The sequence below is a fragment of the Paenibacillus sp. B1-35 genome, assembly GCF_050474385.1.
GTDB classification, from domain to species: Bacteria; Bacillota; Bacilli; order Paenibacillales; family Paenibacillaceae; genus Paenibacillus_B; species Paenibacillus_B alvei.
This window is the reverse complement of record NZ_JBCHVJ010000008.1, coordinates 116,010-136,560: the sequence shown is the minus strand read 5'-3', so window position 1 is coordinate 136,560 and position 20,551 is coordinate 116,010. Positions and strand designations below refer to the sequence as shown.

Annotated in this window: 15 protein-coding genes; 2 read left to right on the top strand and 13 right to left on the bottom strand. The window is 45.8% G+C overall.

The genetic code is table 11. The features are described from left to right. Positions 1–265: 265 nt before the first annotated feature. From ACQ5BJ_RS23165 to ACQ5BJ_RS23130, 8 genes are all read right to left on the bottom strand, one after another. Positions 266–2,005 (bottom strand): response regulator transcription factor, encoded by a 1,740-nt coding sequence (locus ACQ5BJ_RS23165; RefSeq protein ID WP_268620084.1) that lies wholly within the window; start codon positions 2,003–2,005, stop codon positions 266–268. A gap of 14 nt (positions 2,006–2,019) precedes the next feature. After that, a complete protein-coding gene (locus ACQ5BJ_RS23160; RefSeq protein ID WP_289354714.1) occupies positions 2,020–3,750 on the bottom strand; it encodes a sensor histidine kinase in 1,731 nt (576 codons plus the stop codon). Between the two features lie 38 nt (positions 3,751–3,788). After that, positions 3,789–4,667 (bottom strand): carbohydrate ABC transporter permease, encoded by an 879-nt coding sequence (locus tag ACQ5BJ_RS23155; protein ID WP_005542969.1) that lies wholly within the window; start codon positions 4,665–4,667, stop codon positions 3,789–3,791. Positions 4,668–4,686: 19 nt separating this feature from the next. Continuing rightward, positions 4,687–5,592 (bottom strand): ABC transporter permease, encoded by a 906-nt coding sequence (locus ACQ5BJ_RS23150; protein WP_289354713.1) that lies wholly within the window; start codon positions 5,590–5,592, stop codon positions 4,687–4,689. Between the two features lie 204 nt (positions 5,593–5,796). Further along, positions 5,797–7,476, bottom strand: a complete 1,680-nt coding sequence (locus ACQ5BJ_RS23145) for an extracellular solute-binding protein (protein ID WP_430112566.1) — start codon at positions 7,474–7,476, stop codon at positions 5,797–5,799. Between the two features lie 140 nt (positions 7,477–7,616). Then, positions 7,617–8,096, bottom strand: coding sequence for a GNAT family N-acetyltransferase (locus tag ACQ5BJ_RS23140; protein ID WP_005542974.1), 480 nt, complete (start codon positions 8,094–8,096; stop codon positions 7,617–7,619). Between the two features lie 185 nt (positions 8,097–8,281). Beyond that, positions 8,282–9,664, bottom strand: a complete 1,383-nt coding sequence (locus tag ACQ5BJ_RS23135) for a S41 family peptidase (RefSeq protein ID WP_005542975.1) — start codon at positions 9,662–9,664, stop codon at positions 8,282–8,284. 421 nt (positions 9,665–10,085) lie between these two features. Further along, positions 10,086–11,729, bottom strand: coding sequence for a glycoside hydrolase family 19 protein (locus ACQ5BJ_RS23130; RefSeq protein ID WP_268620088.1), 1,644 nt, complete (start codon positions 11,727–11,729; stop codon positions 10,086–10,088). A 207-nt stretch (positions 11,730–11,936) separates the two neighbouring features. On the opposite strand from ACQ5BJ_RS23130, the gene ACQ5BJ_RS23125 reads away from it, so the two are divergent. Continuing rightward, entirely contained in the window at positions 11,937–13,217 is a 1,281-nt protein-coding gene (locus tag ACQ5BJ_RS23125) for a hypothetical protein (protein ID WP_289354709.1), read from the top strand. 157 nt (positions 13,218–13,374) lie between these two features. Beyond that, the gene (locus tag ACQ5BJ_RS23120; RefSeq protein ID WP_289354708.1) at positions 13,375–14,769 is read left to right on the top strand and encodes a tryptophanase; all 1,395 of its coding nucleotides are present in this window, start codon (positions 13,375–13,377) and stop codon (positions 14,767–14,769) included. Between the two features lie 240 nt (positions 14,770–15,009). Here ACQ5BJ_RS23120 and ACQ5BJ_RS23115 read toward each other — a convergent pair whose 3' ends face one another. The 5 genes from ACQ5BJ_RS23115 to ACQ5BJ_RS23095 form a co-directional block, all read right to left on the bottom strand. Next, positions 15,010–16,395: an amino acid permease gene (locus ACQ5BJ_RS23115; protein ID WP_430112563.1), complete on the bottom strand. Its 1,386-nt coding sequence runs from the start codon at positions 16,393–16,395 to the stop codon at positions 15,010–15,012. A 569-nt stretch (positions 16,396–16,964) separates the two neighbouring features. Beyond that, a complete protein-coding gene (locus ACQ5BJ_RS23110; protein ID WP_171415270.1) occupies positions 16,965–17,819 on the bottom strand; it encodes a hypothetical protein in 855 nt (284 codons plus the stop codon). A gap of 119 nt (positions 17,820–17,938) precedes the next feature. Then, positions 17,939–18,535, bottom strand: coding sequence for a GNAT family N-acetyltransferase (locus ACQ5BJ_RS23105; RefSeq protein ID WP_430112687.1), 597 nt, complete (start codon positions 18,533–18,535; stop codon positions 17,939–17,941). Positions 18,536–18,630: 95 nt separating this feature from the next. Continuing rightward, positions 18,631–19,512: a phosphotransferase family protein gene (locus ACQ5BJ_RS23100; RefSeq protein WP_289354707.1), complete on the bottom strand. Its 882-nt coding sequence runs from the start codon at positions 19,510–19,512 to the stop codon at positions 18,631–18,633. Then, positions 19,509–20,474 (bottom strand): AraC family transcriptional regulator, encoded by a 966-nt coding sequence (locus ACQ5BJ_RS23095; RefSeq protein ID WP_430112559.1) that lies wholly within the window; start codon positions 20,472–20,474, stop codon positions 19,509–19,511. Before ACQ5BJ_RS23095 ends, ACQ5BJ_RS23100 begins: the two co-directional genes overlap by 4 nt. Positions 20,475–20,551 lie beyond the last annotated feature (77 nt).

Here is a 20,551-nt window from a genome sequence, read left to right as displayed (position 1 = left end):
GGCTTTTTATTTTCCCTTTCGAAGTCATCCGGTTAAAATAAAAATCCCCGTGGTGTGCAGACCAACAGAGATATTATATCTTTCAGCATGTGAAACTTATTATAAATAACAATCAGAGAAGAAACCAACCTTAATAGGGGAAAATGAGTGTTCAACATTCAACACCATGCAAAAATAGACCTGCGCCAACCCTCAACGGCACAGGTCTTTCTAACAATCGTCGTTCAAATGATACGAGCCAGGAAGCCGCTATGCGGCCCTCTATTCATTGCGATAGTTCCTCTCTTGCATCATTGGTCTGCAGCTTCATTCGATACTCCAGCGGTGTCATCTGATTCTGCTTCTTAAAGAAGCGAATAAAGGCAAGCGCAGAATTATATCCAAGTGCAGATGCGATCTCATTGACCTTCTTCGAGCTATTGAGCAGCCATTCCTTGGCCTGTAAGTTGCGATAATCGTTAATGTAATCTGAGATGCCAATACCTGTCATCTGCTTATATAATCGGGATAAATACGAGGGATTCAATCCCACCTCGTTCGCTATGGCGATCAGCGATATATCCCGCGTAAGATTATTCGCAATATACCGGTGTACTCTCTTGATCAGTTCTCCTGGAACCTGTTCGTCTCGCCCTTCTTGCCGCTCGAACAAATATTCAGCCAGTTCCCAGAAATGCTTCTTCATCTCAAGCCAAGAGAGCGTTTCCCGCTTCTGGTACAAGAAACCGAGGTCGAATTTCGCGCCGGCCTCCTGCTTCAACTTGTGACTATTCCCTAAGTAGGACAAGAACAAGGCCGACAAGGAATGGTACAATGCCATCTTGCGCGCATAGCTATTCTCGTCTTCACTGTTCCAATCCTTCGTAATATGCAGGAACAATTCATAAAATTCTTTCCGATGATTGTTCTCCATACATTTCTGCAGCAGTTGAATACGATTATGCTGGAAGTAGTCCTGTGTATCGGTTCCATCGTCGCACTCTTGCATACGTAAAATATCGGAATCCGTAAGAATGACCTCATTCGGAAGTTGATAACCAGATACGAAGCAATACTTCAGCATTTGGAAGCGTTCCGCCACATTCGGCCAATCCGCCCATGTGCTGCTTAGCGCAAAAGATACCGTTACTTGCAGAAGACGCTGGCAGGTTTGCTGAATCATACCTATGACTCCGCCCAAGCGTGCCTGTGACGACCTCCATACTTCCGATTCCGTAAGCGATTCTTCATAAGAATCGTACTCGGGATAGGGGTGTATATGATGCCCATTTTGCGTCATACGCGGTTGAAGCAGCCATACTAGCTTGGAATGCTCGAACGTACAGGAGAAGCATTCCATATAGGGAGTGACATACTCCTCGACAATATTCTGAACACCGTATAACAGAAGTGATTTATCAAGTGAACTGAAGGAGTTTTTCCACGAATCCACCTTGCCAACAAGAAGGATTACAGGCTGATCCGCACGCAGAGGAATATCATATTCTTGAAAATTCCGTTCCAGCCCGCCTATCATCTCCTGCTTTCCCTCAAGAAGCTCCCATACGTACTCCTTCTGCAGCAGCGGCAGTGCCTGCCGCATTCGATAATGCGCTTGTTCCAGCCTGCGCATCTGCTCGCTTTCCTTGGCAAGCTGAGCAATAGCCCGTTCCACGGCGGCAATAATTTTATCATCGCTCTCAATTTTCAAAATATAATCGAACCCTCCAAGAACCATAGCACTCTGTACATATTGGAAGTCATTATATCCCGTTAAGAAGATCACTTTACAGTTCGGCCAATGGGACTTAATATTCTGCAACAATTCGATCCCTTCTAAGCCTGGCATCTTGATATCAGAGATTACAATATCGATCGGAAAGGCAGATCCGTGCATCATTTCGAGTGCTTCTTCACCGGAATACGCTTTCAAGATTTCGAGTTCTAGGTGCTCCATGCCCTGGAACAATTCCAGCAATCCATCTACAATAATGGGTAGATCGTCCACGATAAGCATTCGTCGCATGTCGCTCTCCTCCTTTATTCAAGCCCAAGATGTATACGTACCTTCAGTCCTCCAAGTTCAGAACGCGACAATTCCAATCCATATTCCTCTCCATAACGGAGCTGAATACGCCTGTGCACATTTATTAAGCCAGTTGTCTCATCAATATGATTAGCACAATAGACAAGGCGGCTGCAAAGCTCACTCAGCTTCCCATCGTCCAAGCTATCGCCATTGTCTTCTACACTGATGATAACGCCACCATCAACCTGTTCGCTGTGCACCCATAGTTCTCCTTCTCCGCGCATGTTGCCGAAGGCATACTTATATGCATTTTCGATAATCGGCTGCAGTACAAGACGTGGTACTCGAATAGGCAAACTCTCAATGTCAAGGTATACATGAATGCGATCCCCATAGCAAATAGATTGCATGTCTACATAGGTCGAGGAATGCTTCACTTCCATCTCTAGCGGAATTTCATCATCATCGTTCCGGGTAATGAAATGAAAATACTCGCCGATATACAAGCAGAATTGGTATGCCTTCTCTTTGTCTTCCGACTTAATTAGCCGGCACAGCACGAAAAAGCAATTGTATAGGAAATGCGGATTAATTTGCGATTGAAGCCGTTTCAACTCTGAGCGCTGTGTACGAATTTGCTGTTCATAATTTTGCTCAATAAGCGTTTTAAGCGACTGCACGGTATCATTAAAAGCTTGGTATAAATAGCCGAACTCGTCATGACCGCGATCAATTGGGACAGGAGCCAGATTCAGTTGCTTCACTCTTCTGAAGGCTTGAATCAGCTTCATTAGCGGACGATACATCAGCTTCATTAAAGAATAGGAGAAAAATAACGCCGCCGCTACGGCCAACCCGCATGCCCACCAGAACCACTGCCGATACTTCTGGATCGGCCCCAGAACGGTTGATTCCGGTATGCAAGTTACAGAGTATGAGCTCCATACGGGAGAATATTTGTACACCGTCAAATATCGCTCGCCATCATACTGCACAATATCATAGCCTTCATATTGTTCTTTCTTCCACTTCTCCTGAATAAACGCTTTCATTGACTCTTGCAGCGTCGACTGCTCATTGCTTCGAATATCCCATCCATGCTCCACATTCAGCAGCATCGTTTCTCCATTCAAGGAGCCTGCGATCTGATCGAGCGATTCCTTAATCTTGCTCGTAGACAGCTCCACACCTACCATATAGACAGGGTCTTTGAATGTATTTGTAGGATATTGCAGCGTTATGAACAAGCGATTGTTCCAGTATATGAACGGCTTGCTGTAAAAAGGACTGCCATGCTGCATCGCAGCAAATTCCTCTCGATTCAGGAATGTATTGAATTGCTGGCTTAACAGCGTACGATCAATTTTCGGTACATATGCCCTTGCTTCACGAATGAAGGAACTTGTATTTTTCATCAGTTCAAGACGCTTTTGAATCATCGTTATGTTGTTAGCCCGTTCATAATCGGTTAAGTCGGTTCCCAGTGCAGCCAATTCTAACAAATCATTGTCTGTTACATAGTTGGGCAAATACCGATTGATTCGTTCCACTTCCTTATCGAGTGAATCTAAATAGAAGCTGGTCGTATTCAAGGTGGAACGCGATATTTCCCGCTGAATGCTATTAGCTCCCCGCTCATTGATGAATAACGTAATCATCATGAGGGGGAGCAGCACGATTAGAAATACAGCCATGATCTTCATGAAGATGGAAGAGTCTTTTAAGCGGAATAATAGTCTCATCGTATGTTCTCCCTACATTTGGAGGATTCGGCTACTATCTATTCTTTGACACTCCCCATCACAATTCCTTTAATGAAGAATCGCTGTAAAAATGGATATATAATTAAGATTGGGAATGCTGCAACAAAGATTTGCGCAGCCTTACTCGTGCGGTCCGACAGCTTCTGCATAAGTTCAATTTCCTCTGGCTTCAGGTAACGCAAATCCATCTTAATGATGATGGACTGCAAGAACGTTTGCAGCGGATATTTCTCGGGATGGCTCATTAGCAGCATGCCGTCGAACCAGCTATTCCAATGCCAGACAACCGTAAAGAGTCCTGTCGTTGCCAGTGCCGGAATAGATAAGGGCGCATATATTTTCCACAAGGTTGTGAAATGTCCCGCTCCGTCAATCTTCGAAGATTCCTCCAATTCCTTCGGCAAGTTGCGATAGAAGTTAAGCAGCAAAATAATATTGAATACTTGAACTGCATTCGGCAGTATCAAGGCCCAAATCGTGTCCACAATCCCGACCGCTTTCACAGTCATGTACCATGGAATCAAGCCGCCATTGAATAGAATCGTGAATACGAATATCCATACATATACGGTTCGCATACGGAATTGCGATGTCTCTTTCGATAACGGGTATGCGGTCATGATCGTCAAAAACATGCTGAAGGCTGTACCCAGTACGGAGCGCTCAATTGTAACCCAGAAGGCGCGCAAGTATTCTGGCTTGCCGAATACGTTCTGATACGCTGCAGTCGTGAATTCCACCGGCCAGAGCATGACCTTGCCTGCAGAAGCCGCTGACCCTGAACTGAAGGACACGGCTAATATATGAACAAGCGGCAGCAGACATAATACCGAAATGAAAGTTAGAAATACATAGTTGCAGCCTAAGAAGATTCGTCGGCCTAACGACTTTTTCATAACAATTCGTCCTCCTTGACTAGAATATGCGGTAATTGGCAAAGCGATAGGCCATCACATACGATACAGATATTAAGATGAAGGATACGGCTGACTTCAGCAGTCCAACGGCTGTAGCGAAGCCATATTGCGACTCTACGACACCCATTCGATATACGAATGTATCAATAATATCTCCGCTCTCGTATACTTGCGGGTTGTACAGGTTGAAGATCTGATCGAATCCGGCATTCAGCACGTTCCCGATGCTGAGCGTAAGCATCAGCACGATAATCGGCAGCATGCCCGGCAAGGTTACATTCAGAGTTTGCTTCCAGCGTCCGGCCCCGTCAATTTCCGCAGCTTCATACAGCACTGGATTAATGCCTGTAAGCGCCGCCAAATAAATGATTGTACCGAAGCCGAATTCCTTCCATACGTCCGTAGCGACCATGACATATGGGAACCAACTGTTGTCTCCGAGGAAGAAGATAGGCTTCACCCCGAATAAGCCGAGAAAATGATTCACAATTCCTGTTGAAGGAGAGAGCACATCAATAACGATGCCGCTGAGCAGAACCCAAGATAAAAAGTGCGGCAAGTAAACCATTGTTTGGAATGTACGCTTTACCCACTCTTTGCGCAATTCATTCAATAGGATAGCAATCGTAATCGGCACGACCAATCCGGCAAGAATCTTCATGACCGCGATGTAAACCGTATTGAAGAAGATACGGCCGATATCCGGGTAATCCAGCAGGAACTTAAAGTTCTTCCAGCCCACGAACGGAGATCCCAGCAGTCCCTTCGTCGGGATATACTTCTGGAACGCCATTAGGATGCCTACCATCGGAATATAGCTGAATACAATAATGAAAATCAGTGCGGGAACGAGCATTACATGCAGCGGCCATTCGCGCTTCCACATCCGAGACAATCGATTCATTTCTGCTCCACCTACTTGTAGTAAATTTAAAAAGAAGGGCATGCCCTATATATGAATAAAGAACTACTTTCATTGTAGATATAGATCTAACACCATTCCATATACTGGTCTTTACTTCTATATACAACTGTTGAGCTTCGAATCTCTTTCCTTTGCGGATTAACGAAAAAAAGGAGACCGGAACAAGTCCCGATCCCCTGATCATCATTTATTCGCTACGTACCACTCGTTTACTTCCTTCGTCATATCATCTCCGCCAAGCTTCTTCCAATCTTCCACAAATTTGTCGAATTCGTCGATAGGTGCTTGGTTCATAATGATCTTCATAAAGACTTCGTCACGCTTGCGCAGCAAGAGCTCTTGCCTTTCGACCATCGTAGGCGTTGGAGCGCCGTAGAATTTGTTCCGATGGAACAAGTTATGCTCTTTTAAATATGGCACGTTAGATACTGCTCCATTTGGACCGGAAATCAGCATTTCCCACCACATCGAAATATCTTCGCCTTTCACATATTTCATTGCGCGGGCATAGCGCGTTTTTTGATCTTTTGTCTTCAGCAGACTCTCATCCTTCGTCTCAATTGCTTTAGGCAATACAGAGCCGTTGTCGTTCGCTTGATTGAAGGCCATAACCGGGCTGAGCTGCCAATAGTTATTGCCGCTCTCTTTCATGCTCTTGCCGTATTCATATACCTTCTGCTCTTCCGTTGGATGGTTATCAACTGCGATCCATTGGTTCAACAGCTTAATCATTGCCTCCGGATGCTTCGCTTTCTTCGAGACAACGTTATATTTTTCTGTACCCAGCTCAATTTGCGTGGACGCTTCTGTACCGTCAATGGAAGGAAGACGATATACTTTCCAGTCCTGAACAATCTTGCCGTCCTTGATCGCACCTTGAGCCAAATGAGCCGGAGTCCATTCTGCACCATAGAGTACGCCAATTTGGTTATTGAAGATCATTTCAGAAGCCTTCATCATATCCTTAACTGCAAATTCTGGATCGATCAGACCCTTCTTGAACATATCCTGCAGTGAGCGAAGTGCTTCCTTCATTTCCGGCTGGATATCACTGTACATTAAACCGCCTTTGCCGTCATCAATCCATTGCTTCAAGTAGGCATGGTATCCATTCAGGAAGCCGATGAGACCAAGAGCGCCATCATCAAATTTCTTATTTAATGCAAGGCCATAGGATTTGCCGGTACCGCCGGGATCCTTTTCTGCAAACGTTTCCATAATTTTAATCAGGTCTTGCATCGTTTTCGGCTCAGGCAGGTTCAGCTTCTTCAGCCAGTCCGCACGCACCCATACGAATTGCGGAACAAAAGCACTTCCCGACTCTGGAATCCCCATCAGCTTGCCATCGAATGTTCCGGACTTCATCTGAAGACCGCCATCGCGCATCAAAAATTCTTTTGTTTCATCTGTTGCGTATTTATCATACACTTCAGTCAAATCTTGAATCATATCTGCCTCTATGAGTTGCTGCAGTTGGGCTGGTGTAGCTGGGAAGAAGTCAGGCAGATCGTCAGTCGCAATCGCCATCTTGAGCTTCTCTTGGAACTGCGGGCCGCTTACGACTCCGTCAACAACCCATTTATTCGTAATTTTAACGCCAACATCTTTCTCATATGCATCGTATACAGCATTCTTATCGTACGTTTCTCCTGCGTCAAACTTCAAATAGGGATCCTTTGCACGAACAGTGGATGCTTCAATAACTGTATGTTCTGGTGATTCCGCTGATTTCTCTGCTGTTGTGTTCTCTGCTGGCTTATCTGATGCAGGTTGTGGTGTTTCTGCGGGCTTGCTTGTGCAAGCCGTTGCGACGAGACTCAAGATGAGCGTAAGCACCAATAACATATTCCGCACTCTTTTCACGTCTGACCCTCCTAATATGTGTAATGAAGACCCACTTCTAATTGTAGATATCGTTCAAAAGGCATTCTATATACTGGTCTTTACTTCTATATACAACTGTTGTGGTGAATCCCCATGGTCACGTGCTGTTAGTGCTGTGCTTACATTTCCTGCGCAGGGCTTTCCAGTCTGATTTCCAATAAGGGCAGTTGTCGGCCCGGGAATACTGTAGACGCGATTTCGCCAATTCTTCTTGCCCCCATCCGCATATAAAAAAGCTCCGCATTCGGATCGCTATGTACAAGCAGCGTCTGTATCCCAAGCTTCTGTGCCGCAGCGATCATGTGGTGCCACAGTGCTTGTCCATACCCTTGGCCTATTGCATTCGGATGAATGAACAAGTCGGTTACCAAGCCCTTGTCCTGTTGAAGCGCATTCTGTTCCAAGCCAATGAATCCTTGAATATGCCCCGCTTCCTCAATGACGAAAAAATGAGCGGAAGCAAGCTGCTCCTCTGTAATCGTCAAATCTTCTCGACAAGCTTCCATGAACGCTTCGCTATAGCCCCAATATGCCTTCGATTCATAGGCTAGCTCGCTTAGTTGATGTACTTCCTGCACCACGGCTGGACGTATATTCATGATCAATCCTCCCCCCTTAGATAGTAAATGCTGCTAATTCCATAATTCACTTATTGTACCTGACAGGATCAATAGGCGGAAGCACGAATCTACTAGTAACGGTTATTTACTTCTTGACTCTCTGCGACCGTTGCCGCCTAATCAAAATCCCCAGACGGCTGAAGCGCTGGGGACAGGTATACGCATTATTTCTTGTTCACGAGTTGTTCGACAAAGGCGAGCTGCTCATCCACATGTTTTGTTTTGTTGAAGGTTGAAGGTACCACATAATCAGGGATAAGTGCTGCTCCTTTGGAAGAATCCGGTCTCTCGAGTTGTTTACTTGACAAGTACATTGAATATTTACTGTTTGGCAGATCGAATTTTACGGAAGCAACGTATGCATTCGCATTTCCTCCAGGCATTTCTCCAATCACTTGTCCAATCTTATTGTCTTGCAAAATCGCCGTCATCAATGATGCTCCGCCATTTGTATATTTAGAAGTAAGTACATATAGTTTCCCTTCAAATACTAGCTCATTATGAGCATTATTGTTCTTTGTTGTTGAACGTATTCTTTCTGCCATTCCTTCTTTTTCCCCTCTACTGACCGCCTCTTTCGAGTTACGCGTTTCTGCAAAGGATTGATAGTGCCGCACATTCATATATTGGAGCAGTTTCTCGACGATAGCACTCACATTCTCACCACCGAAATTATAACGGAGGTCTAGCACGACATTGTCAATTTGATTGTGCTTAGCCGAAGAGAAGAACTTTTTTAATTCAGCGTCATACACATCATCTGACTTCAACACATTCATTTTAAATAGAGCTATGTTTTTGTCCTTATCTATGTGTTGGGAATAATTTGAGGGATATCCCACTGATATAGGCTTCACCTGTAACTTAACCGTCTGCTGCAGCTTTTCCCCATCTCTCACAATGGTATATACAACATAATCTTTATTTTCAATTAAACCTAACTTCTCCAAATACACTTCTTCAGCCAATATGCTTGACATCTCCAACTTAGCGAGCAAAAACATCTTATTATCACTAGAGATATATTTGCTAAGGTCTTGAGCCAACTCTTCGATTGTCCTGTTGCCAATAGCAATAATCTCATCTCCAGCCTTCAAATCTCCCTCATTACTATAGTATATATACACCCCATTCTCATACCATTTATATAAAATGGGAATCTTTCGCTTTCGAAAGCTTGAACTGACTGCAAGACCTGAATTTGCATCATGCAGATGAGCAATAACGGATTGCCCCCAGAAGTAAATATCTCTGCGATATATCTGATCTTTCTTTTCTTTAATTTCCTTCAATACTTGTTCGTACTGGGCCTTCAGTTCCTCAGATACTCCATTCACGGCGGCAGGATGGGTGTCCGCAATTTTGTTATACAAAAATTCGATATCTTTTATCGCTGTTTGCTGTTCCTTCGTTAGAACCGCAGATTCGTGAAGTTGCTTCTTACTAATCGCTTTTTCAGTAACTCTATCATTCCACGTTAGTGCCGTAACAATGACAATCCCGATAATGAAAATAAATAACAGAAACCCTACTAATCGAATTTTCATTTGATATCGTTCCCCTTGCATTCGTCTATTAACGAGTTATTCATTATATGCAGTTGCTTGTCCGCACCCACTCTTTATCTGGTTATATAAGGAAAACACAATAACAACAATATAGCATACAAGCGGATTTTTTATTTGTATTATTTGGGATTTATCTGAAATACAAGCCATCGTAACGACAAAAATAGCCCAAGCATACGCTTGAGCCGTGAACTTGATACAGCCATACTATCATTTCTAATTATTCAATTTCGCATTTTTTATTTCACGTATGCCCTCGAATCCCTCGACAAGAACCGCTCCATACAACTCAACCTCTTCTGCAGATTCCTTATTATAATGTGGAGACCTGCTAGAAACCTCTTTCGAATCGAACCCGTTGGACAAAATTCTCGTAAGCAAGGCTTTCTATTACGCAAGGTTAAAACGGCTGCATGCCCGCTGTATCCAGCTTCTCGCCATCAATATTCGCTCCCATGCGTGTCGTCAAGTCACGGTAATGCGCTACACGGCGGCGTACCGGGTCGGCCGTTTCCGGCAAATTCGCTTCTTGACCGCCGTTGATCACCATAATGGTCGCACCAAAGCCCGGAACGAGGCCCTTCGCCAGCTGTTCTGCCGTAGGCGTCCACTGCCCCGTCATAATGTCATGATTGGAAGGCTTCGGATCCTGTGGTGTCATCCAGAAGAGCAGTGCTGTAATAAAGCCCAGCTTCCCGTCAGCCGTAATTTTGTCCGGATCGTTCAATAGAACACTAGGATCACGGTATACGATGCTACTAATTAATCCATAGTTATAGTTCCAACTGAGCTGAATCGGGCCGCGTCCATGATAGGATTTGCCCGGAACCGGCTTCCAGAACAGATTGTTCTCATCTACATAGCCGATCTTATCCGTATTCACGAAGCCCAGCTCTTCATTGAAAAACAGTGCCCAGCGCAGCTCGCCGCCCGGTGCCGTAGCCCATCCTCCGCCTGTCTCATGAGCAATGTTCGCTAGGAACCCGGCAAGCTCACGCTTGCGATTATTGTCGCTTCCTTCATTCAGGAAGCTGCCGAAATCAACGATCCGCGTCAGCTTCGGTAAGCTGGCATGGCTTGTATCATTGAAATCAGGAGCTTGAAAGAGCAGCGTTTCCGTCTTGGCCTGCTTGTCCAAGCGATAAATTTGCTTCACATTCGGATAGCCCTCGCGCATGACTTCCTTATATTTGATGTTGGCAATCTCGCGTACAGCGGATAGGAGATTATCATAGGAATAATAGTCGGTTTGATTTGGCTTATAGTAGTGGTTTCCTTTTGCTTTGGCATCCCATTCCGGCGTACCGTATCGCAACGGGAACGTAGACTCATACTCCGCCTTAGGAAGTGCTGCTTGAACTGAAGCTGCAGCCGCATCCGGCAGAAAGGACGGATTTATGCCATTCCACAGCTGATTGATCTGGGCATCGGTCAGCACTCGACTTTCTCCTACACCAATATCAGTGGCTGGGCCGCCCTTCGTTGTTGCGCTTATCGCAGAACTGTCTGTATAGTTGCCCGATGTATCCACGGCGCGTATGACGTATTGATAGCCTGTATCCGCTTCCAATTCATAGTCTGAAAATATTCTAGCAATTGTACTGCCAACTTTAACGCCATTGCGGAGAACATCATAATGGGAAATGCCTGCATTGTCAGTTGAAGCTGTCCAAGTAAGTGTGATAAAGGTGGAGGATTGCTCAGTTGATTCGAGATTCGTTGGAGCAGTTGGAGGTGTAGTATCTTCGGTGTTGTCTCTGAATAATTTCCATGGCGTATCCCATTCATTCGTCGCTTTCGCATCAGGTCTGTTATTGTAGGACCACCACTTTGCTTCATAAATCTTGCCCTGATAAGATACAATATCTCCGGCAGAGTAGGCCTTGTTGGTCTGCCATGCTTGTGCCTGAGAGGAATTCGTGTTGTTTGCCGCATGAACTGTAGACAAGGTACCCATTGGCACAGACGCAACAATGGCTGCACCAAGAACAACGCTTAAACTTTTGAGCAAAAGCTTGTGCGAGAACGGAAAGTTGCGATTCATTATACGCCTCCTATTCAGTTACTGGTAACGATTCTAGTATAGGAAATTGCATCTCCCGCGCTCAATAGGTACAGCGAACCAATCCTATGTCGAATCTTGATTATATTGCACGCCTATAGCGCTATCTCCCTATCGAATACTCGATCTGCCATGCTGGAAATGATACGATAAAAGCAATGAAAAACTCTTCATGGAGGAACCAACCATATGGATGAGATTAATATTCAGGAGATCATAGATGCAACGCAGCACACCTTCGGATTAGAGGATTACCAATTACATACTCACGAGTTGTATCGGGAAGTCAATCTATTCTATGAGACGGTTTACAGCCTCAGCATGGAATGGTATCCGCCGCTACAGATGATGGGGTCCGTAGAAGAAGGATTGAATCCCGAGGGTACGGCCGTCATTCAATACGACCTTGCTTCCCGGCAGTATACGAGCGTCATCTTCGTACAAGGGAAATCCTATGCGAACAGCCCGACTTACCCGAACATCGGCTTGGACGAGGTCATTAAGTGGATCGAACGGGATACCGGACTTGTGTACGACAAGCAGTTCCGGCTCACTCAGAAACAGAATAACCAATATCGATTTCACGAGTGCGTGAACGGGGGTCCGGTATCCCCCTCCGGGCAAATCGAGATTCACTTTGATGAAGACGGAAGGCTCGTACAGTATTCGAGGTATGGACTATACGCCTCCAAGTCAACCATTCAGAAAGAGGCTTTCACATTATCCCTTGAACAAGTCGATCCCCTAGCCAAGCAGCAACTGAAGCTGCTCGAATATCCAGTGCATGAAGAACAGCGACTTATTCCGCTCTACGGGATCGAAGAGGTCTATATGACGAACGACGGAGCCACTATTATTCCGTTTGAATTCATTATCCATCCGGGTTCGAAGCTGAATATGGATAAGGTTATCGAGTGGGAACAAACAAGCACGCATCCTTATGAAAAAGCGGACATCGAGTGGCAGGAAACGGTCACCCTTGAACAAGCGATTGCGCGTGAACCGCATCCCGATTCTTTTCCAATTACGGAAGTTGAACAAGAGAAATCGATCGCGGCGGTTATTGCAGGAATGAGCCAATTATACCCGAACGACTCCGGCCAATGGGTGCTTAAGACGCTGCAACGCCACAGGGGATATATTCAAGCGGTATTGCGGGTTAAGAAACCGAATAAGTGCGTGTTCCAACGCAAGCTGGTTCTGTTCATTGATACGCAGCGTCATGTAGTTGTAAATGCAGTCGACAATCTGCCTTTTCTCCACATGTTCGACGAGTTCCAGGGGGCTGGTAAGGTCCTCATCAGTCGAGATGAGGCCTATGAAATGCTGAAGGAAAAGAGCCTCATCGAATTAACGCCAGTATATGTGTATCATCCTGAACAGAAGAAATATATATTATGCGGAAAATTAGACTGTGCTTACGCTGTGAATGCTGCAAATGGTGAGATTATGGAGTTAAACAGCATATAATCAGCGAAACTCTGCCCGAATCGTGCCGTTCCTATTGATTGAAACCGTTAAATTTTCCCAGTATAATGAAATTGATTTCAAAATATTGGATATATGGGGAGACTTTCAAGCTGTACCTTTGAATGAAAATTTTTCAATGAATAACGGGGGTGTTGGAATGGCGCGATTCGCAGAGCCTTTTAAAATCAAAATGGTGGAGCCGTTGAGCATGATCTCACGGGAAGAACGGGAAAAGGCGCTTGAACGGGCGGGTTATAATCCATTTCTGCTGCGCGGGGATGAAGTGTACATCGATCTGTTGACCGACAGCGGCACAAGCGCGATGAGCGACAACCAATGGGCGGGCCTGATGCTGGGCGACGAGTCGTACGCGGGCAGCCGCAACTATTATCATCTGTGCGATGCAGTGCAACAGATTACAGGCTATCAGCATGTAATTCCCATGCATCAGGGGCGGGGCGCCGAGAAGGTGCTGTTTCCGCTGCTTATTCAAAAAGGGCAGTATGTCCTGAGCAATTGGCATTTCGATACAACGCGTGCGCATGTCGATCTGGCCGGGGGGATTGCAGTTGATCTTGTTACCGAACAAGCCTATGATACGACGACGCCTTACCCGTTCAAAGGAAACTTCGATGTGGATAAGCTGCGCCATACGCTCGTCGAAAAAGGAACAGAAAATATTGCATTTATTCTTATTACCGTGACGAACAACAGTGCCGGCGGCCAGCCCGTATCCATGGAAAATATCCGTGAGGTATCCGCCATTGCAAAGCAGAATGGGATTCGCGTTTTTTTTGATGCCGCGCGCTATGCCGAAAATGCATACTTTATTAAGAAGCGCGAGCAAGGCTATGAAGATAAAGATATTATTGATATCGTCCGTGAAATGTTCTCTTATGGCGAAGGGTTCACGATGAGCGCTAAGAAGGATGGGCTTGTTAATATCGGCGGCTTGCTGGCCTTTAAAGAGGATGAGACGTTATTTACGCAAGCGCGTTCGATGACGGTGCCGATGGAGGGCTTTCCGACCTACGGCGGCTTGACAGGCCGTGATATGGAAGCTCTTGCCCGCGGGCTGCGTGAAGGCATAGACGAGCAATATCTTGCTTATCGCATCGGCCAAATCGAATATCTCGGCAGTCGCCTTGAGGAAGGCGGAATCCCGTACCAGACGCCAACGGGTGGCCATGCCGTCTTCGTAGATGCGAAGAAGATGCTGCCGCATATTCCTGCGGCGCAATTCCCGGCCCAGGTGTTGGCGAATGAGCTATACCTTGAAGCAGGAATACGGGGGGTCGAGATCGGTTCTTTTCTGCTGGGACGTGACGCTGCGACCGGTGAGCAGTTGGAGAGCAAGCTTGAATTGCTGCGCTTGACGATTCCGCGCCGTGTCTATACGAATAACCATATGGATGTCATTGCGGATGCCTTGATTGCAATCAAGGATCGGGCAAGAACACTGACAGGGTTAGAATTCACATACGAACCGCCGATATTGCGACATTTCACTGCGCGCCTTCGACCAGTCAAGATCGGTGCTCCGTCCCGCTGACATATGTCGTCCAACCTGAACAGGGACGGTGACATCGAAATATGCCACCATCTGTCAAACGGGTCGCCGTCTGCCTTACGTCATGTACGCTGCTGTGAGACAGGATGAGGAGCGCGAACCCTCTCGTCCGGAGGGTTCAGCAGCTATTCTACCTGGATATCGGTAATGAAGCAGGGGGTGTCCCAAAAGTCTAAAAAGACTTGGGACACCCCCTTGTTTTCAAATATACAAAAGAACATTTTATTGATTCAGGTTACTGCGTTTGCGTGAATACATAAAGTATATAATTGTGCCGAAGCCAATCCATATCGCAAAGGAGATCCATGTCATGTACGGCAAGCTGACTGCAAGGTAAAGACAAAGCATCGCACTAATGACTGGAAGCACGGGCACAAACGGAACGCGGAATGAAGCCTGTAATTCAGGAAACTTCTTGCGCAAGACGATAATTGCGACGGAGATTAACGTAAACGCAGCCAATGTCCCCATATTCACTAAATGCGCAAGCGTGGTTAGATCAATAAAGCCTGCAATGCCTGCGGCAACAAATCCGGTTAACCATGTGTTGCCGATTGGCGTTTTGGTCTTGGCATTCACTTGCGAGAACATTTTCGGCAACAAGCCGTCACGGCTCATGGCGTACGATAAGCGGACTTGTGCATAAATCATGGCAAGGATTACGGTCGTAATGCCAAATACCGCCCCGATTGATATAATCCCCGCTATCGAGTTCTGCCCTACGGATTCCAATGCTAATGCAACCGGCGCACCGACATTAAGCTTGGTAAATGGAATCATCCCGGTCAACACCCCGGATACCGTAATATATAAAATCGTACAAATGAGCAGAGATGCGATGATCCCGATTGGCAACGCTCTTTTTGGGTTTTTCACTTCTTCCGATGCCGTAGCAATGATATCAAACCCAATATAGGCGAAAAACACGGTAGCCGCCCCCGTCATCACACCACTAAATCCAAAAGGCATGAACGGCGTCCAGTTATCAGGCTTTACATACCATATCCCGACAAAGATAAACAGCAAAATAATAGCTAATTTTACGAACACCATGACCGTGTTGAACTTAATGCTTTCCTTAACGCCTTTACTGACAAGCGCCGTGATCGCCAAAATGATGAGAACCGCCGGCAAATCAATAAGGCCTCCTTTTCCCATACTCGGAGCAGAGGATATAATGTCTGGAATCGGCAGGTTAAAGCCCCCAAGCAGAGATTGAAAGTATGCAGACCATCCCGTAGCGACTGCGGAAACCGCAATTACATATTCGAGCATGAGATCCCAACCAATAAGGAAAGCTAGCAATTCTCCCAATGTTGCATACGTAAATGTATATACGCTTCCCGAGACTGGCACTGCCGAGGAGAACTCCGCATAGCAAAATGCTGCAAGCGCGCAAGCAATACCTGCGATAACAAATGACAGCATGATCGCCGGTCCCGAAGATTCTGCCGCTACGACGCCCGTAACGACGAAAATCCCCGTCCCAATCACGCAGCCTACGCCAAGAAAAATCAAATCGATCAAAGACATCGCCCGTGCCAACTCTTTTTTCTCGCTCTGCGCAAGCATGAGGCTCAATGACTTTTTTCGGAAAAGCTTATTCAATATTATTCCCCCTATGCTTGGTACGCAAAAGCAAACGCAATCAGCCCGCAATTGATAACATTTACATCCCATACCAATTTCTATGCTATCTTTGTTTAGGTTAAGAACGATTTTAACACGTCTATCGAACACCAAGGTATAGGTAATTTTTGCTAACTTAACCAATAGATCTTCCCTGAAAAGCAACGATGCGATTTTGTACTGCAGGAGAGGAAACCAAGGCTTCATGTATTCCCTAGCAGAACAAACTTGTTAATCAATATCCAATATTATCAATTTTTATGCATTCATTACCTTTGATACCTATTACATAGTGATATAGTTTCATTTAGTTCTTAAGACCTATATAATGTTTTGGAATGGGTGGGGATTTTGTGGAGCCCCTACACAATGTCTCACAACCACAAAATATGTCGTAGGCTGAATGGGTGAATATTTGAAGGAAGAACAGGAGGAAAAACCACTTACATCACACGGCATGTTTCTGGTAACCACAAATATTTTAAGGGTTCGAGTGCTGAGACTCGAACCCTTTTGTTTCGTAACGATATTCAATTGTACGCAGAACATTACCTGAAGCTGTATCCGATATTATCGTGGACATAGCCACTCGCAAGCTCTGACCAATGAAATATTTTCCCATCCGTGCTCATGGAGTCGAAGCCTTCAAATTTCACAATCGCGGAACTATTATATTGGGTCATGCTCACCCAGCTTCCGGACGTCGTCACAAGGGAAGCGTCCAAAAACTTTGCGTTATATGCATACGAGCCATTGTTCTTGTATTGATCGGGGTGATGAGCAGTCGTCACCATATTGAATTGCCGATTGAATCTTGCTCCCTTGGTTTCGGCTCCGTCTTTAAATCCCTGCTCGATCGGGATGACGGCCTGGGCCAACAAGCTGTTCGAGGCATTATAGATATCAACCTGCACGCCCGCTCCTGCATTGGCGCCATACAGTGTCACGAAATTGACGTCCAAGCGGATCGTTTGACCAGGCTGATAGCTTAGCACAGTCGGACTATGACCGTATGTAGTGCTAGCGCAAGGACTGCCGATCGGGCAAGAATTCGAGCCATATGAGCTTGACCAAGTATTGAAGGCTGTGCCAGATCGTGCTACGCCGCCTTGGGAAGCTCCCCCGAAGTATTGAAATCTCCAGCCTCCGTTCGCATATTGCAATCCGAAATCCAAGTTATAATAAGTCCCATTCGGTGCGACCGTATCGAATGTCCAAAATACCGACGGGTAGGTATCTGGTGCAACATACATGGAATCTGGCATCTTGAACCACGTTTGTGCGGCTTTATAGCCGGCACTGTTCGTAATTCTCTCCACCATCGCACCTGATGCGAATGCCGTAATCGGAACAGCGGCGAACACCAAAAACGCGAGAAATACCGTGAACATTTTCTTTTTCATACCCAATCCCTCCATTACATGAATGTTTTTCATGAAAACAAAATGGAGTTTATCAAGCTCTCTTATGTTAGTTTTATCCATTTCAATGAAATCATAGATCAAACCTAAAACTTTGTAAATTACTTATTTTCAATAAAATTGTAAATTATTGGTGCTTGCTCTTCTTTTAACAAACCGTATATCTCTAAATCTACTATCCCTTTTCCCGACCAGAGCGATGCTTGCCGCAGCGTCCCTTCCTTGATGAAGCCATTTTTAAGCAGCACCCGCTTCGAACGTTCATTTGCAGGCATGACCTCGGCTTGAATTCGGTTTACACCCACTTCTTCGAGCAAGAATTTCACAACGATGCGCGTCGCTTCCGCAGCAATGCCTTGTCCCCACTCCGATTCCGCTAAAAAGTACCCGATTGTCACCATATTCACCTTCTGATTGAAATCGAACGCTTCCATGATGCCTACCAATCGTTCGCTGTCCTCATTGGGGAAAATCCCCCATTTGATGCGCGACCTCTTCTTGAAGTCTCTCTCAAAGTGCCCGATCATGCTTTTGACGGTCGCTCGGTTATGCTTCGGGATAATGCCGCAATATGCAAAGACGGTATCATTGCTGTAAATCTCATAGATCCCATCCAGATGATTCTCTTCAATCTTCTTCAAGATAAGCATATCTGACTTCAGCATCGGAAATTGCCCAAACACTGTGTCCAGGTTCATCGTATCACCGCTCCATATTTTCAGCTTAAGCGCATTAGTCGCATGATCGTAATACATCGCTGCTTTGACCACCCTATTCCAATCTTTTCAGCCTTTTAGAAGGTTACCCCATGCAGATGTGGATTGCTTGTCAGCAACCGCTGCACCCTCTCTAGGGTATCTGGCTCCACTGGAACGCCCCCATTGCGATATAGAAGCATCCATCTTAGGCAAGCCAGCGCTTGGAATACCTCAAGTTCCTCTTGTTGAATTTCATTCATAGCTGCATAAGTATCACGGAACACTTCCGCAAAATGCTCTGGAATATAAAATTGCTGCAGCGTAAGCGACCATGCAAAATCATATCTCGGATCCCCTAGCTGCACATTGGTCCAGTCAATGACCGTTAATCGACCCTGCTGCTCTACGATATTTCCAAGATGGAAATCACCGTGGATGATCCTTTTATGCGTAGGCGAGGCCAGCTCCACCAATTGCTCTAGTAGAGGATACAAATCTGGGTACTCATGCATACCTGGGAAAAAATAATCGCGAAAATTGTATCGTGGAAGCCGTGTATGCATATCTATTTCTTCTAGAGAAATGCGATGTATGTGGTCTAATAAATTCGCAATCTCCCTCATGGTCTGAGCGTTGCCATCTCGCAGCGGATCGCCGTCAAAGGTAGTCAAGAGCACACTGTGTCCGCTTGCGTTGATCCCCCATCCAATCGGCTTCGATACGGAGATACCTCGTTCATGAAGCATGTTTATCACCTGGTACTGCAATCGTATATCCGGTTTGGAATCTCTGCTCCATATTTTCAACACATATCGGTCTGCATCGGTTGCAACCTTAACTGCCTCTGCTTCCATGCCTTGCATCAAGGGAGTTATCGCAATCGTACCCGCCTGTTGCAAAATGCGTTCAAGAAGCTCATGCTTATCCTGCCACGCTATTGCTGCAATATCGTGCTCGTATAGCTTGTTTTCCATCATACCGCTCCTTCCGCATATGCCGCCTCTTCCCTTTTTCGAATCGGGATATGCAAATCTACTCTACACTTGCCTTCCTCATCCTGCTTAGGATCGTTCAAGCAAAATTCGAGACAAGGCCGGTCATCGGCCTCATAACCGCTGCTTGGCAGCCAGAGTCGGAACATCGTTTCGTAAGCGAGAACGAAATTAGCAACGGTATCGTAGTACGGATAGACTGCATACATGCCTCCAGGCAGGGCTCCATATAAGATGTCTTTATGTTCCTGCTTGGCGAATCCCAGTGGCAGCGTCACGCATGCATCATAACGGCAGGCGCACTCCTCGACTTCATTTCCATCGTCTAACGATACACCAATGAACGACCGTTCGCTTGCGACAAGCCCCTGCTCTTGTACCCAACTGCCTAGCTTGTCCCATGCACCGCGAGTATCCACATAACTCCCGACATGCCGTACATACGCCACTTCAACGTCTGGGAGCTCCTTGATCGCAATCATGTTATCCCACGCTTTCCGCAGTAATGGATGTCTGCGCTTTCTATTGTAGTCAAAGGTGGTAGATAACTCTTCGCGCTTCTTGCTATGTTCTGCCGATAAATTGCGATTTTCCCGGATTGGTTGCTGAAGCGTATTTCGCAGTTGGCTCCTAACCGCGCTCGGCGTGCTTCCATAGTACTTTTTGAAGACAGCATTGAAGGTGGATATCGACTCGAAGCCGCACATGTTAGATATGTCCAGTACCGTGTGATCCGTTTCGGCCAATAAGTGTGCCGCCTTCTGCAAGCGCTCCCGATTCACAAATGCCATAGGCGTTATGCCGACATGTGCCGCAAAGATTCTCGCAAAATGATATTTGGAAAAGCTCGCAACCCCAGCAAGCTGATCGAGACTAAGCTTCTGGTGGCTGTTTTCTTGGATGTAGGAAATGACTTTCTCGATTCTAGTTTGATAGTCATTGTGCATGGGAATGGGTTCCTTTATCTAAAAAGTAGTTTTGCTTACTAATAGGACATCTATTTTCAGTAGACTTTTTACCGGTA